A 14,687-nucleotide genomic window follows, 5' to 3' on the forward strand; every position below is an offset into this window, starting at 1 on the left:
GATACGTTTTCAGTGTCTTTCGACTGGCGCAGGGAAGAGATTCGACTCTCCCTGCGTTTCTGTCGATACACTGTAGGGGTATAGCTCAGCTAGGTAGAGCACCGGATTCCAAATCCGGCGGTCGGGGGTTCGATCCCCTCTGCCCCTGTTTCTTGAGTCACGAAAGTGGCCATGTCTTCACCCGCACGCGGGTGAACACGGAGTGCCGAACATGGAAGTCTCTAGATACGTCAATCTCTTCTACGCCACCTGCCTCGTGTTGGCGGTGATTACCTTCAATAAGTTGGTGGCGCAGATTTGGGAAAGCGTCGAAGTGCTCAAAGATGTTTCTATCGTTGGAAACACGATCACTTTGACCACCCTCATCGGTGTAGGATTGGGCGTTGCTCTTACTGTATGGGCCTATCGTCGCGAAGATTATCGTGCTCATGTCAGTGAAGTCGTTATCGAACTGCATAAAGTGACATGGCCAACCATGGACGAGACCAAGCGCTCGACCATGGTGGTGATCGTGTTCACGATCATTGTCAGCCTTTATCTGGCCGGTATCGACCGTGTTTTCTCGTACTTAACGGACCTCCTGCTCTTGCACGGATAAAGGACTGAATTATGGTGGACGAAACGGAAATTGCAGGAAGTGAAGAGAGCGCTGAGACGAGCACCAAAAAGTGGTACATCGTCCAGACGTACTCTGGGTACGAGAATAAGGCTAAGCTTCTACTCGAAGAGCGGATTCGCACGAGCGGAATGGCTGATATGGTTGAAGAGATCTACATCCCGACCGAAACTGTGGTCGAGATGCGAAACGGCAAGCGCCGCGAGATCAAGAAGAAGCACTATAACGGCTATATCTTCATAAAGATGGATCTCACAGATCACACCTGGCACCTCGTTAAGAACACGCCAAAAGTGGTTGGATTCATCGGCGGTACCCAGCGTCAACCCACGCCGGTCCCTGAAGCTGAAGTCAAGAAGATCAGTGAGCGTATCGAGGAAGGCTCGTTGAGCTCCAAGCCACGTATCTCCTTCTCTCAAGGCGATAAGGTTCGAATTTCTGAAGGTAACTTCAAAGACTTCACCGGAACCGTCGAGGAAGTGGATGACGAGAAAGGGCGTCTCAAGGTCTTCGTGGAGATCTTCGGTCGACCAACCTCGGTGGAATTCGACTTCACTCAAGTTTCTACCGTTAACGAATAAGAATCACTTGCGTTTTTTAGCGCCGCCTTGTAAGAGGACGGCGCTTTTTTATTGGCCACCATGTGGTGGTCGGCAGGAGCTGTGAGAGTCACCCGCCATGGTGCTCGCACGGCGTTTACTGCAACCCCGTCAATACGACGGATTAACCAGGAGAAGAAAATGGCAAAAAAGGTAGTTGGGCAAATTAAGCTCCAAGTGCCCGGCGGACAGGCGAACCCATCGCCTCCAGTCGGACCTGCACTTGGTCAGCATGGTGTGAACATCATGGAATTCTGTAAAGCCTTCAACGCTCAGACGAGCGATCAGATGGGCGTTAAGATTCCAGTGGTGATCACGGTCTACGGTGACCGCTCGTTCTCGTTCGTAACCAAGACCCCTCCAGCGTCGTATCTCATCTTGAGAGAACTCGGCGTTAAGAGTGGCTCGGGTGTGCCGAACCGAAACAAGATCGGAAGCCTTACCATGGAGCAAGTCAACAAGATCGCGACGATCAAGCTCCCAGACCTTAACTGTGACAGCCTTGAAGCTGCTGCGCTTACCGTCATGGGTACCGCACGCTCCATGGGCGTCGATATCACGGAGTAAACATCATGCCTAAGCACGGAAAGAATTTTGTAAACGCTGCTAAGCGTCGTGACTCCATGACCAAGTACAGCGTCGAAGACGCGGTCAAATTGGTCAAAGAGATGTCGAGCGTCAAATTCGACGAATCTGTAGATGCCGCTTTCAACCTCAACGTTAACCCACGTCACGCTGACGAAATGGTTCGTGGTTCGGTGGTTCTTCCACACGGCCGCGGAAAGGACACACGTGTTCTTGTTTTCGCAAAGGGCGAGAAAGAGACCGAGGCAAAGGAAGCTGGTGCTGACTTTGTTGGAGCTGACGACCTGGTTCAAAAGATCCAGGACGGCTGGTTCGATTTCGACGTCGCCGTCGCTACCCCAGACATGATGGGAGCTGTCGGTCGTATCGGTCGTCTTCTTGGACCTCGTGGTTTGATGCCGAACCCGAAGACCGGAACGGTGACCTTCGAAGTTGCCAAGATCATCAAGGAACTCAAGGCGGGTCGTCTCGACTTCCGCGTCGACAAAGCCGGTATCATCCACATCCCAGTGGGTCGTGTAAGCTTTGGTGAGGACAAGCTCGCTGAGAACCTCAACGCTGTTGCAGAGGTTTTGGCTCGACTTAAGCCAGCAAGCGCGAAGGCTCCTTACTTCAAGACCATCGCTCTTTCGTCGACCATGGGTCCGGGCATCAAGCTCGACACCACGTTCGCATCGAATTATTTCTAAAGTCTCTTGACTTTGGATCTTGGGTCTGGTCTAAGGCCCAGCCGGTAAGTTAACGCTTACCAACGTCAAAGAAGCCGGTGAGAGTTAAACTCTCTTAATTTCCAGCGGAGACGTGTTCAACATAGAGCGTAGCTCGTGTCGCAAAAGCGACTGAACACATCCGTTGTAATCCTCACCGTCTAATTTGATGACAGTGAGGATTTTTTGTTTGGGTCGTCTTTGACCCGTGGAGGTATGTGTGAACAAAACCGAAAAAGCAGATGTAGTGCAGGCATTGCGCGACTCGCTCTTGACGGCGTCTTCGGTGGTAGCTGCATCCCATGTGGGAATGCCAGTGAACACCGTGAACGCACTTCGGTCCGAGTTCCGCAAGCAAGGTGTAGAATACATGGTGGTCAAGAACACGCTTGTTCGGATCGCTGTGGAAGGCACTGAGTTTGAGGCTCTTGGACCGTTGCTCAAGGGATCGACGGCGCTTGCATTTGGGCACGGCGACTCGCCGACGCCTGCAAAGATCGTCAAGAAGTTCGCTTCAGAGAACGACAAGTTCGTGATCAAAGGTGGATTTCTTCCAGGTGAAGGCCTTCTCGACGAGAAGGGAGTGTTGCAACTCTCGGAGATGCTCTCGAAAGACGAGCTCCGCTCCAAGTTGCTCGGAGTCTTCCAAGCTGTTCCTGCAAAGTTCGTCAGAACCATCAACGAAGCCCCATCCGGATTCGTACGAGTTCTGGCTGCTCGCAAAGACAGCCTGGCTGCCTAAGAAAGTTAAGAAAGAGAACGTTTATTTATGAAAGGTCTCCAAGGAGACCGCAAAGGAGAAGATCATGTCCGATATTACTAAAGACCAAGTCGTTGATTACCTTAGCAACATGAGCGTCATCGAGCTCACCACCCTCATCTCGGACCTCGAGGAGAAGTGGGGCGTGTCTGCAGCTGCTGCAGCTCCTGTGATGATGGCTGGCGCCGCTGGTGGTGCTGCTGCCGCTGCTGAAGAAAAGACCGAGTTTGACGTCGTCCTCACCGGATTCGGCGACAACAAGATTCCAGTGATCAAAGCGATCCGTGAAGCAACTGGTCTTGGACTCAAAGAAGCTAAGGACCTTGTTGAGAGCGCACCTGCTACCGTTAAGGAAGGCGTCTCGAAGGACGAAGCAGACAAGCTCAAAGCTGCTATCGAAGCTGCTGGCGGAACTGCAGACCTCAAGTAATCGACATCTTGTCGTTACACATAAGAAAGGCCTCGCTCACCGCGAGGCCTTTCTTATTTCTTGTGTCCGCGTTGTGTCTTGGCGCCGCCTAAGCCCCGCCAGTCCATCCGTAGAGGAACATCCAGTAGTAGACCCAGAATCTGGGGATACGCCAAAGCACGGCCAATACAAAGGGTCTGAACGGCATTCGGTAGATACCCGCAATCCAACAGGTCACCGAGAAGGGCAGTGGAGTCAGCGCAGCGAGCACCACGGTCCAGGTCCCGTACTTGGAAAAAAGGGCTTCACCCTGTGGGCGTACCTTATCGATCTTCTTTCGAAGAATGGGCAGTTTTTCGAAGAGCGGCCCTACGAAGTACGCAACGATGCCCGCGACAACAGAGGCAATCCCAACAATGGTCACGATCTCGATGACCTGGGAGCCGCTCGCGACAGCGGCCAAGATATAGGTGTCGGGGGGGACCGGAATGGTGAAAGCATCGGCTGCCAAGACCGCTCCAAAGATTCCAAGCAAGCCCAATTCATCAACGATGAGTTGGGCCAACTGTTTTGCCGGCTCGGCCAGAAATCTTCCGACCAGCCAGACAGCGGCTAGAATTAGGGCTGTCACCACCAAGCCGCGCACAATGAGGGGCTTTAGCGACGCGTCCACCGCTTCGGTATTCTCAACTTCTTCTTGCATGGGATCTGACACTGCGTGATCACTTGGAGAGAACGTTTGAACGGTCGGATTTCTTTCGCTCTGGGAGAGAAAAGCGCGCGGACATTTTGCTAACGTGTCTACTGATTCAACGCAACGAATATCGGAAAAAATCGAATCTCGGAGATCTCTGGATTCGGGTGGCACGAGACCTAAAGCTCCGCTATCCTGAAGAAAGCGGCCCTTGAGGCGCGCCTTTTCTAACGATGGACCGTTTCAATGTCACATGATCGCCCCCTCGACGACCTCTTGCCCGAGCTCGCGGGCGTAGGACCTATTTCTGGGATGGAGCAAGGACCGATAGTTCACCCGTCCGTCCTACAAGTCGAACTTGAGGGGGGCTATGAGTGGCTCTATGCGATTTGGAAGCAGCCGAGCGCTGAACAGGTGCTTGGCGAGTTCCGAAAGTTGTTGAAGGTCACTCAAATGGTGGCTGCGTGCGATGTCGAAGCACCGAGACGAAACTTCACAAATGCACGGCTCGCACTTTTTGAGGTCCCAAATCGCGACGTGTCTAAGGCGCTAGCGCATTTGACCTTCGCACCCGTGCCATTTTCGGCCGAAGAGTATGTTGGCCGAATGTTGATCCTGGCCGAGGAGGCAACGAGTGCGGGCTGGCAGATACCTGGAAAGCCGGCGTCGGTGTGGTCTGCTCCAGTGCTCACGCCGGCCGCGGAGCTCAAGCAGATCATGGAGGTTCTCGACCTTAGTCTCACGGAGCAATTTGCTGAGAATAAATGGGGACTTCAACCCGGCCAGCCCAGCAAGACCATGGCGGAGCAGATTCGCTATCATTTTGGTGTCGAGATCGAGCCCACGTTTGAGGGACTCAAGACCATTGGGCTCTTGCTTTTGGATCACCGTTCAAACGGCCTCAGATGGGTTCCTTCCGGAGTCTTCCTCGCGATTTGTGATTTCATTGGCGTCGTGATTCAGAATTCGAAGGGCTGGGAAGTTGGTTGGGCGACCCCCGCAAAGGTCGGGAACTTTCCCGCACCTCCGTCACTTCAGGTCAAGGCGCCCGGCGAAACATTTGTTCTGCCTATCGCGTCCTTGCTTGTTGAATGGGCAGTGATGCCTCATCTCTCTTCGGCTCCGACCATGCTTTCAGAGTCATTGGAAGACGCGCTCAGAAACCGTTGATCCACTCAATCATGGAAGGGGTTTGCTTCCTGGTCGGTGTTGTCCAGCGCCGTGAGGACCTCGTGCGGAAGCGGAAACCAGCGCAGATGCTCAAAGTCCGGCGAGAGCTGAGGTGGCTCCATTCGAATCCCTTGATGTGCTTGAGCGGCATTTTTGAAGATGCGCTCAGCTTCCTCAAGGTATGAGACCAAAGCAGATTCAGGCTCAGTAAAGTGCCGACTTCGGTATTCGAGCTTACCCTTGGTGTAGGTGATATCTTTCATGGAGAGCGCAGGGTTTGGGCGCCCGGCACGGTGTTTAAAGAGGCCACTAACCGGGCAGAATCGGTAGTCTGGAAGCAGTCGCCAGCCGTGTTCTGCCACCATCTCTACGGCTTGGATGATATAATCGAACGTCTCCTCGGAGATGAAGTAATTGAAGTTCACCCGTACCCATCCCGGCTTGACTCCCTCACAGCCACGCACGATTTCGCGCTCAAACTCCTTGGAGCGGGTCAGATCGATGCCGAGGAGTCGGTGGCCATAGGGACCAGCGCAAGAGCAACCGCCACGCGCCTGAATTCCGAAGAGGTCGTTCAAGAGCGCGACCACAAAGTTATGATGCAGATAGCGATCATCATGTCGGATCATGAAGCTGACGATGGAGAGTCTCCACGCTTTGAGGTTTCCGAGGATATGGAGCCGCGGATGTTGGGTCCAGCGCTCAATCGCTCGATGAATGAAACGGCCCTCTCGCTCTCGGATTTCCTGGGCTCCCACGGCCTCTTTGAGTTGGAAGACAAGGCCCGCTCGGATGGACTCGATGATGGCGGGTGTACCGCCTTCTTCTCGGTGGATTGGGTCGTCGAGGTAGCGATGGTCGCTCGAGTTGACGTACGCCACGGTCCCGCCTCCAGGAGCTGACGGTATCTTATTGTGTAGGAGCTGCTTCTTGACGATCAGCAGTCCCGGTGTACCAGGGCCTCCGATGAATTTGTGCGGAGAGATGAAGATCGCATCTTTGTAGATAAGATGCCCGTTCTCGGAGTCGTCCTGCATGTTCATTTCGATCTGAACGTAGGGCGCGGCCGCGGCAAAATCCCAGAAGGAAAGAGCGCCGTAGGAGTGTAGGAGCGCGGTGATCGCGCGCGTGTTCGAGCCGATTCCTGTGACGTTTGATGCCGCCGAAAAAGAACCGATCTTGAGCGGGCGCTCGCCGTGTTTCTTAAGTTCTTCTTCAAGATGCACGAGGTCTACATGGCCATCGGCATCTTCGTGAATCACAACTACTTCGGCGATGGATTCCCGCCAGGGCAACTCGTTTGAGTGGTGCTCGTAAGGGCCGATGAAGACAACCGGCCGGTCTTCTACAGGAATCTGTTGGGTGAAGTTGTACTTTTGGTCGAGGTCTCGCGGAATTCTTAGGTTCAAGATATCGATCATCTTGTTGATGGCGGCGGTAGCCCCTGAACCACAAAAGATCACACAATCATCCTCGCTGCAGCCCGTGGCTTTGGCGATGATTTGCCGAGCTTCCTCTCGCAAGCGCGTTGTCTGAAAGCCAGTTCCTGACGTCTCGGTATGCGTGTTTGCATAGAGCGGCATCACCTCGTCGCGGATGAAGTCTTCGATGAACGAAAGCGACCTTCCCGAGGCCGTGTAGTCTGCATAAGTGACTCTTCTTGGGCCGTACGGGCCGTCTATGACGCGCTCGTCGCCGATAATGGATTCACGTACTGTTTCGATGAGACGCATAAATCAACCTGCTGAATTTGATAGGTCTGAGACCTTGACCGGACCTCAGACTAAACGCTAGTGTCCCCCGACACGTGATGTCTGAGAGTTGGCTACCACGAGGACAAGATCATGCCACAATCATTGCTCGAAAAGTATGGGTTTCGTAACAAGAAGATTCTTCGCAACGCTCCGCCCGCGGTTCTCTACGAAGAAGCAGTCAAGTTCGAAGCTGGAACCGTAATATCCGACACCGGCGCACTCGTCGCGCTTTCAGGCGAGAAGACGGGCCGAAGTCCAAACGACAAACGGGTCGTCAAGAATGCGGATAGCGAGAAAGATGTCTGGTGGGGCAAGATCAACGTCGCCCTCGAAGAGCACGTCTTCATGCTCAATCGTCAGCGAGCGCTCGACTACATTGACCTGCGTGAGCGGGTTTATGTCTTTGACGGCTTTGCAGGATGGGATCCTGATCACCAGATCAAGGTCCGAATCATCGCGACGCGCGCCTACCATGCGCTCTTCATGCACAATATGTTGATCCGGCCTACCGCCGAGCAGCTTGAAAACTTTGGCGAGCCCGATTTCGTCATATTCAATGCAGGCGTGTTCCCGGCCAATCCTTATACCGAAGGGATGACCAGCTCGACCTCGATCTCGATGAACTTCGAGCGTGGTGAAATGGTCATTCTTGGGACCGAATATGCAGGCGAGATGAAGAAGGGGATTTTCACCCTCATGAATTATCTCATGCCCAAAAAGGGCGTGTTGAGCATGCACTGCTCGGCGAACGAAGGCGATACCCCTGATGACGTGGCGATTTTCTTCGGCCTGTCCGGAACGGGAAAGACCACGCTGAGCGCCGATCCAAAGCGCAAGCTCATCGGAGATGATGAGCATTGTTGGACAGATGGCGGTGTCTTCAATATCGAAGGTGGATGTTACGCAAAGACCATCGACCTGAGCGAGGAGAAGGAGCCAGACATCTATCGAGCGATTCGATTTGGTGCGGTCCTTGAGAACGTAGTCGTAGAGCCTTCCACGCGTGCCGTGGATTATCACGATTCGTCGATCACTCAGAATACCCGTACGTCGTATCCAATCGAGCATATTTCGAACGCAAAGATTCCGTGTGTGGGCGGACACCCGAAGAATATCATCTTCCTTACGGCAGATGCATTCGGTGTGCTTCCTCCGGTGAGCAGGCTCTCTCCGGAGCAGGCGATGTATCACTTCATCAGCGGCTATACGGCAAAGGTCGCCGGTACCGAGATGGGTGTGACGGAGCCTCAGGCTACCTTCTCGGCCTGCTTTGGTGCGGCTTTCCTTGTTTGGCCTCCCACAAAGTACGCGGAGATGCTCGCCGAGAAAATGCGCAAGCATGGCGCGAAGGCGTGGTTGGTTAATACCGGATGGACCGGCGGCCCTTATGGCGTTGGCAAGCGTATCGATTTGCCGAGCACCCGCGCCATCATCGACGCCATCCATAGCGGCGCCCTCAACGATATCGGGACTACGGTTGACCCGTTCTTTGGCGTTCACGTTCCGAAGGAAGTTCCACGGGTCAAAACTGAACTTCTTACGCCTCGGATGACCTGGGCAGATAAAGAAGCCTACGATAAGACGGCTAAGAAGCTAGTGGATCTCTTCAAGAGCAATTTCCACCAATACGAAGGTTTTGCGAGTGCAGAAATTTTGGCCGCGGCGCCGAACTACTAAAACTTGCCTCACACTCGTAGCGCTGAGTGTCGCTTTTCAAGCGTGCGCCGTGGGCGAGGATCCTCTCGTCACACCTGACATGTCGGGGCCGGACTTCACTCAGGATATGCCTGGTACGCCTGATTTTGGTCAGGACATGCCGGCGGACGCCGCGCCCGATCTCGATATGGCGCAGGATATGAACGTCCCCGATTTGGCTCCCGACGCCGAGATGGACGCCTCACATGATATGCCTGAAGACGCTGCGCCAGATGCCTCAGGGTGTATACCTGAGTGTGGTGCACGGTCGGTATGTGAAAACAATGTGTGCGTGGACATCTGTCAGGTCACAGCTGCCGAGTGCGGAGTAGCTCAGTACAGTGGCGCTTCGGCAGATTGTGGAACGTGTGGCGTGTCCGAAGCCTGCGTCCAAAACTCTTGTGATAATGTGTGCCAGGCGGCCGGCATGAGTTGTGGAGAGCTCGTTTTTGATGGGCAGTTGGTGAACTGTGCGCCTTGCACGGGATATTGCAACTCGGGTTCCTGCATTAGTGGAGGGATTTGGGGCGCAGTCGCAGGCTTTTCACACACCTGCGCGTGGAACTCCAATCAACGAGCTTTGTGCTGGGGGAGTAATGCCGCCCAAGAGCTTGGGCTCGGGTCAAGCGCGCCTGCGAGCGAGCCCACACCTACTCAGCTCGCCACGACTGGCGTGCTGGAGATATCGACCCGCGCTCAGAATTCATGTTTGAGGACGGCGACCTCGGTTCGGTGTTGGGGGCCCAATGATTTTGGGCAAATCGGTGATGGGACTCAGAGTCCGCGAAACCAGCCGACTTTGGTCAGCGGCCTCGGCCAGACCCTAAGCATCAGTGTTGGTGGTGGATTTGCCTGTGCACTCATGCCGGATCGCACCGTTCGTTGCTGGGGTACGAACGCACAGGGGCAGCTAGGTATCGGTTCCTCGGACCAGTTTAGAACGACCCCAGCGCAAGTTCAGGGTCTGACCGATGTCGCGCAGATCGCCACGGGTACGGCGCATACGTGCGCGCTAAAAATCGACGGAAGCGTGTGGTGCTGGGGTTGGAACGAAGACGGACAGCTCAGTGGCACCAATGGTCTTTCTCGCTTTCCAGTGGGCGTCTCGGCGCTCCAAGACATGAAGAGTATTGGACTTGGGAACTATCATTCATGTGCGGTCTCTCAGGCTGATGAACTTTATTGCTGGGGACGCGGTGCTCAGGGGCAAATCGGCGACGGAACACTAACTTCTGCGCAGCGAACACCGGTCAAGTTGAGCCTGGTAAATGTCCTAAAGGTGAGTGCTGGGGCTTCGCACACCTGCGCGGTAATGGAGAACGGAGCGTTGCGCTGTTGGGGTGAGAACAGCGACGGACAGCTCGGCAACGGGACCACCACGCGAAGTTCGTCACCGGTCCTGGTGGGCGGGCTATCCGGGATTTCGAGCGTTTCAGGTGGTGCGTATCATACGTGTGCGACTCGAACGAATGGCCAACTCTATTGCTGGGGCCGCAGCGACTTTGGGCAAATTGGCGACGGAACGACGACACGAAAGCTGAGTCCTGTACAGATTTTTTGAAGAAGGTTTGAGAATTGCGTAACTCCACCATCGTCACTCTAGTAATCTTGGCCGTACTCGGGGCTGGTGCGTGGATCTTTCTGGCAGAGCCGTTTTCCAAAGATACGGGGCTCGTCAAAAAGGCCGCGCTCGCCTTTATGGAAGACCTTCAGTTCAAGGACTTCCGTTCGTCTTCGCTCTATCATCACGAGTTAGAGCGCGACCGCGTGGACATTGGTCGAACGCTCGAGAAGCTCTTTCTGGTCAAGCCGGAGCTCCTGGACATAATCGACTACCGCATCGTCAAGATGGACGTGGATAGTTCAGGAGATCGAGCACGCGTGAAGATTCGAAGCCGATACAAGCGGCTCAATTACGACGAGGAACCCAAGGACGGCGAGCTTCTCCTCTACTGGATTAAGAGGCACCCTCAATGTCCGATCGGCGCGAGCTGTAGCGTGGATGGGCGTTGTGTTGATGAGTTCGGTAAACTCCTCCTCAAGCCCGAGGACGAGGATAAAAAGAAAAAGAATTCAAAACCTATCCAAGCCGACGAAGTTGACCCCGGCATGACCGATCAGCACTTTTCGTGCAGTCCAGAGCGCGAACATCAGTGGTTCATGAATCTAGATTCGACGCTGAAAGAAAAGCGGTATAACTACTGATTCGCAGAAAAAGTGAAAAAAGTGGGAATCATAGCTTGCCTCGGCGAGGTTTGCGTCAACACTTTTGCATCCGAAACTGGATAACATTTGATGAGGTGGACGAATGGAGGACAATCTCAAACCGAGTATCGAAGTCGATAAGCTCTCGAAATCCTACGGTGATTTTGTAGCTCTGGACGGCGTGAGTTTCAGCGTTCAGCCCGGCCAGATTGTGGGCTTTCTAGGGCCAAATGGCGCTGGAAAAACGACGACAATGAAGATTCTGACCTGCTTCATGGCGGCGAGCAGCGGCAGCGCCAAGGTTGCCGGGTATGACGTCTACGATGAGTCCGAAAAGGTGCGCGAGAAGATCGGGTATCTTCCTGAAAGTGTGCCGCTTTATGAAGATATGATCGTCTATGATTATCTGAACTTCATGGCGGAGATTCGTGGCGTCGAGAAGTCAAAGCGGCATGGCGCCATCAAGAGGGCTGCGGAGCTGACGGGCCTGACGCATATGATCGGTCGAGAGATTTTCGAGCTTTCGAAGGGCTATCGGCAACGTGTGGGGCTGGCTCAGGCGATTATTCACGAGCCAGACGTGGTGATTTTGGACGAGCCTACGAGCGGTCTAGATCCCAATCAGATTCTGGAGATCCGAGACTTGATCAAAGAGATTGGAAGGGAGAAGACGGTCATTTTCTCCACGCATATTTTGGGCGAGGTCTCGGCTGTTTGTGACCGGATCATCCTGATCAATCGCGGGAAAATTGTGGCAGATGGCTCTTTTGAAGAGCTTTCGAAACAGGTGGCCGAGCGCGAGCGCGGCGTGGTTGTTCGTCTGAAAGACTTAAACGCCGAGAAGAAGCTCGCCTTGAAGGGCATTAGTGGTGTGGCGGAGATGGTTGACCATTTGGGTGGAGTAAAGCTCGTGGGCAGCGATGATGACGCTATCAGAAAGGCTTGCCTCGAACTCGTGCAGAACGAGGGGTGGGAATTGTTGTCCATCGATACGTATCGACCAGACCTCGAAGAAGTCTTCAGGGCGTTGACGCGAGATGACTTTGTGGCGCCTGAGAAGGATGACTTGAAAGTGGCGGAGGGCTAGAAATGCAGAAGATTTATTTTGTGTGGAAACGGGAAGTTAGCGCCTATTTCAGCTCGGTAGTGGCCTATGTGGTGGCCGTGCTCTTTCTATTGATCACAGGAGCGCTCTTTTGGCTGAACTACTTCCAAGAACTCAACCTTTTGTCCCTGCGACCCTACTTCAACCAGGCTCCACTCTTCTTGGCCTTCTTTGCGCCAGCCATCACGATGGGATTGCTGGCCACTGAAAAGCGCTCGGGAACGCTCCAGCTCATGATGACCATGCCGGTCTCGGACTTTCAGATCGTGACTGGGAAGTTCCTCGCTGCGCTCACGCTTTTAGGCGTAGTCTTCTTGATGACTCTTCCCTATCCAATCACGCTTTCTCAGTTGGGAGATTTGGATTGGGGAGCGACCATCGCGGGGTACGTGGGGCTCCTCCTTTTGGGCGGGGCGTATGCGGCCATTGGAATCATGGCGTCGAGTTGGACTCAGGATCAGGTGGTCGCCATTCTGATCGCGTTTTCGATTTCGTTCTTCCTCTATTTGATAGACCAACTCGTGGGGCAACCTACGGGTGGCATGGCGTACGCCGTTCAGTACCTTTCAACGAATTTTCATTTTCAAAATATTGCCCGTGGAGTCATCGACCTAAGAGATGTGATTTATTACCTCTCGGTGATCACGGTTTCCCTTGTAGTGGCGCAGGCATCCATTGCCTCGCGTCGATGGTGAGGTGAGTCATGGCAGAGAAAAAACGAATCATAACAGGTGGTAACGCGGTAGCCGTGGTGGTTATCACGATCATCAGTGCCGTCGTTCTGAACTTGATCATGGCCCGCGTCCCGGTTCCTTTCGATCTTACTGAGAACAAGATTTTCACGCTCAGTGACGCAAGCAAAGAGGTCGTCGGAAACCTGGAAGAACCGGTAGAGGTCAAGGTCTTCATATCTAGCGATATGCCGCCGCCATTTCACACCTTGGCTCAGCAGGTCAACGACCTTTTGGCTGACTATCAGAGCGCATCTGGGGGCAAGCTAACCTATCAGATCATCCAGCCAAGCTCGGACGATGAGGAGGCCGAGGAGGCCGCTCGAGGTTTCGGAATTGAGAAGGTCGGCATCGGTACCGAGTCGGAAGACGAAGTCGCGCTCAGGGCCGTCTACAAAGGCGTGGCCTTTGTGATGGGAGATAAGGTCGAAGTCATTGCGGACCTCAGAACCACGGGGTCCGTCGAGTTCGACAATTTTGAGTATGACTTTACGAAGGCGTTGATGAACCTCACGCTCAAGGAGTCCCGAAAACTAGCGTTTGCGTCTGGGTTCGGTGGACCTGGTTCGCAGCCCGGATTTGCAGAAGGTATTCGGCCAACCTTCAAGCAGCTTTATGGGGATTTGGTCGAAGTATCTGTCGAGGATATTTCAGACGGAGAGGTTGCCGAGGATATCGATGCACTGGTCATTCTCAACTTTTCGGAGCCTGTATCGGCCAAGGGGAAATTTGCGATCGACCAGTTCCTGCAACGGGGAGGTAGCGTCGGTTGGTACCAAAGTGCCAGCGGATTGGATGAGCAACTGATGCGTCAGTTTGCCCAACAAATGGGGCCAAACGCGCGCATGCCGGATATCAGGCGACCCCTGAATCATGGGCTTGAAGACCTCTTTAAGGTCTACGGAATTGAGCTTCGAAAAGACACCGTGCTCGATAGGAAGAACGCGCTTGCACTCGGTCTGGTGATGACCGAGCAAGGACTTGCGCGCGTGAGTCATCCGGCGTCTTTCCTGATGACGGATATCGATAGAGAGCTTCCATTTACCCGCGATATCTACGCCATCGGCATGCCTGCTCCGTCGAGTATGGTGCTCTTGCCGAGCGTGGCGGAGTCTAAAGACCTGGAAGGTTTTGAGGTTGTTAGGACTTCCGACGTGGCGGTACGAAGACCTACACCACCGCAATCACTGAACTACCAAGACCTTTCTCAGCCTGCCGCTGACGAAAGCCCCGGCCCCTTTGTTGTGGCGGCCGCCCTTCAAGGTGAACTGCCGAGCTGGCTCGAGTCCAATCCGATTCCAGAGGGAATGAGCGAGGAGAACGTGGTCAAGGAAAAGAAGCCTGCCCGCGTGTTGGTCGTGGGTAGTGCCGACTTCTTCCAGCCCAACCCACAACTGGGTTTCAACGAACAACTCGCCGGTTTCGGAGGGCAATTCTTGATCTCGAGTTTGGAGTGGTTGGTTCAGGACAACGCGCTCACCAATATCCGAGGAAAGTCGCTTCCACGGTTGATTGGCGACGTGCCGAAGTCTGAACAGCGCCGTGTGCAGCTGATGAATATTGTCTTTGTACCACTTTTCTTTGGTGTGCTCGGTTGGACAATTTTGCAGCTTCGTCGCCGGCGCAAAGACAAGATTATTCTCTAGAGAGGTAGAGT

15 protein-coding genes and 1 tRNA gene are annotated in these 14,687 nt (G+C 54.0%); 14 read left to right on the top strand and 2 right to left on the bottom strand.

The genetic code is table 11. The features are described from left to right. The first annotated feature begins 74 nt into the window (after window positions 1-74). The 7 genes from FRD01_RS18705 (at window position 75) to rplL (ending at window position 3,697) form a co-directional block, all read left to right on the top strand. A tRNA-Trp gene (locus FRD01_RS18705) sits at window positions 75-148 on the top strand. A 63-nt stretch (window positions 149-211) separates the two neighbouring features. After that, complete coding sequence (secE, locus tag FRD01_RS18710; RefSeq protein ID WP_146962452.1) at window positions 212-598, top strand: preprotein translocase subunit SecE; 387 nt, start codon at window positions 212-214, stop codon at window positions 596-598. Window positions 599-609: 11 nt separating this feature from the next. Then, window positions 610-1,197, top strand: coding sequence for a transcription termination/antitermination protein NusG (nusG, locus tag FRD01_RS18715; protein WP_146962453.1), 588 nt, complete (start codon window positions 610-612; stop codon window positions 1,195-1,197). A gap of 159 nt (window positions 1,198-1,356) precedes the next feature. Further along, the gene (rplK, locus tag FRD01_RS18720; RefSeq protein ID WP_146962455.1) at window positions 1,357-1,782 is read left to right on the top strand and encodes a 50S ribosomal protein L11; all 426 of its coding nucleotides are present in this window, start codon (window positions 1,357-1,359) and stop codon (window positions 1,780-1,782) included. Between the two features lie 5 nt (window positions 1,783-1,787). Continuing rightward, on the top strand, window positions 1,788-2,489 hold the full coding sequence (gene rplA / locus FRD01_RS18725) for a 50S ribosomal protein L1 (RefSeq protein WP_146962457.1): 702 nt from the start codon (window positions 1,788-1,790) through the stop codon (window positions 2,487-2,489). A 238-nt stretch (window positions 2,490-2,727) separates the two neighbouring features. Next, entirely contained in the window at window positions 2,728-3,249 is a 522-nt protein-coding gene (gene rplJ, locus FRD01_RS18730; protein ID WP_249755739.1) for a 50S ribosomal protein L10, read from the top strand. Window positions 3,250-3,313: 64 nt separating this feature from the next. Then, window positions 3,314-3,697 carry a 50S ribosomal protein L7/L12 gene (gene rplL / locus FRD01_RS18735; RefSeq protein ID WP_146962460.1) on the top strand — a complete coding sequence of 128 codons (384 nt, stop codon included), beginning with the start codon at window positions 3,314-3,316 and terminating at the stop codon, window positions 3,695-3,697. A gap of 88 nt (window positions 3,698-3,785) precedes the next feature. Here rplL and FRD01_RS18740 read toward each other — a convergent pair whose 3' ends face one another. Next, a complete protein-coding gene (locus tag FRD01_RS18740; protein WP_146962462.1) occupies window positions 3,786-4,379 on the bottom strand; it encodes a YqaA family protein in 594 nt (197 codons plus the stop codon). A gap of 237 nt (window positions 4,380-4,616) precedes the next feature. Between FRD01_RS18740 and FRD01_RS18745 the strand changes: the two genes are divergently transcribed. Further along, window positions 4,617-5,540, top strand: coding sequence for a hypothetical protein (locus tag FRD01_RS18745; protein WP_146962464.1), 924 nt, complete (start codon window positions 4,617-4,619; stop codon window positions 5,538-5,540). A 5-nt stretch (window positions 5,541-5,545) separates the two neighbouring features. Here FRD01_RS18745 and FRD01_RS18750 read toward each other — a convergent pair whose 3' ends face one another. Then, window positions 5,546-7,273 (bottom strand): aminotransferase class V-fold PLP-dependent enzyme, encoded by a 1,728-nt coding sequence (locus FRD01_RS18750; RefSeq protein WP_146962466.1) that lies wholly within the window; start codon window positions 7,271-7,273, stop codon window positions 5,546-5,548. 111 nt (window positions 7,274-7,384) lie between these two features. Between FRD01_RS18750 and pckA the strand changes: the two genes are divergently transcribed. From pckA to FRD01_RS18780, 6 genes are all read left to right on the top strand, one after another. After that, a complete protein-coding gene (pckA, locus tag FRD01_RS18755; RefSeq protein ID WP_146962468.1) occupies window positions 7,385-8,971 on the top strand; it encodes a phosphoenolpyruvate carboxykinase (ATP) in 1,587 nt (528 codons plus the stop codon). A gap of 49 nt (window positions 8,972-9,020) precedes the next feature. After that, complete coding sequence (locus tag FRD01_RS18760) at window positions 9,021-10,550, top strand: RCC1 domain-containing protein (protein ID WP_146962469.1); 1,530 nt, start codon at window positions 9,021-9,023, stop codon at window positions 10,548-10,550. Window positions 10,551-10,564: 14 nt separating this feature from the next. After that, complete coding sequence (locus tag FRD01_RS18765; RefSeq protein WP_146962471.1) at window positions 10,565-11,194, top strand: hypothetical protein; 630 nt, start codon at window positions 10,565-10,567, stop codon at window positions 11,192-11,194. Between the two features lie 103 nt (window positions 11,195-11,297). After that, window positions 11,298-12,281: an ATP-binding cassette domain-containing protein gene (locus FRD01_RS18770; RefSeq protein WP_146962473.1), complete on the top strand. Its 984-nt coding sequence runs from the start codon at window positions 11,298-11,300 to the stop codon at window positions 12,279-12,281. Between the two features lie 2 nt (window positions 12,282-12,283). After that, window positions 12,284-12,994: an ABC transporter permease gene (locus FRD01_RS18775; protein ID WP_146962475.1), complete on the top strand. Its 711-nt coding sequence runs from the start codon at window positions 12,284-12,286 to the stop codon at window positions 12,992-12,994. Window positions 12,995-13,002: 8 nt separating this feature from the next. Next, window positions 13,003-14,676 (top strand): GldG family protein, encoded by a 1,674-nt coding sequence (locus FRD01_RS18780; protein ID WP_146962476.1) that lies wholly within the window; start codon window positions 13,003-13,005, stop codon window positions 14,674-14,676. Window positions 14,677-14,687 lie beyond the last annotated feature (11 nt).

Source organism: Microvenator marinus (assembly GCF_007993755.1).
Classification (GTDB): domain Bacteria; phylum Myxococcota_A; class Bradymonadia; order Bradymonadales; family Bradymonadaceae; genus Allomicrovenator; species Allomicrovenator marinus.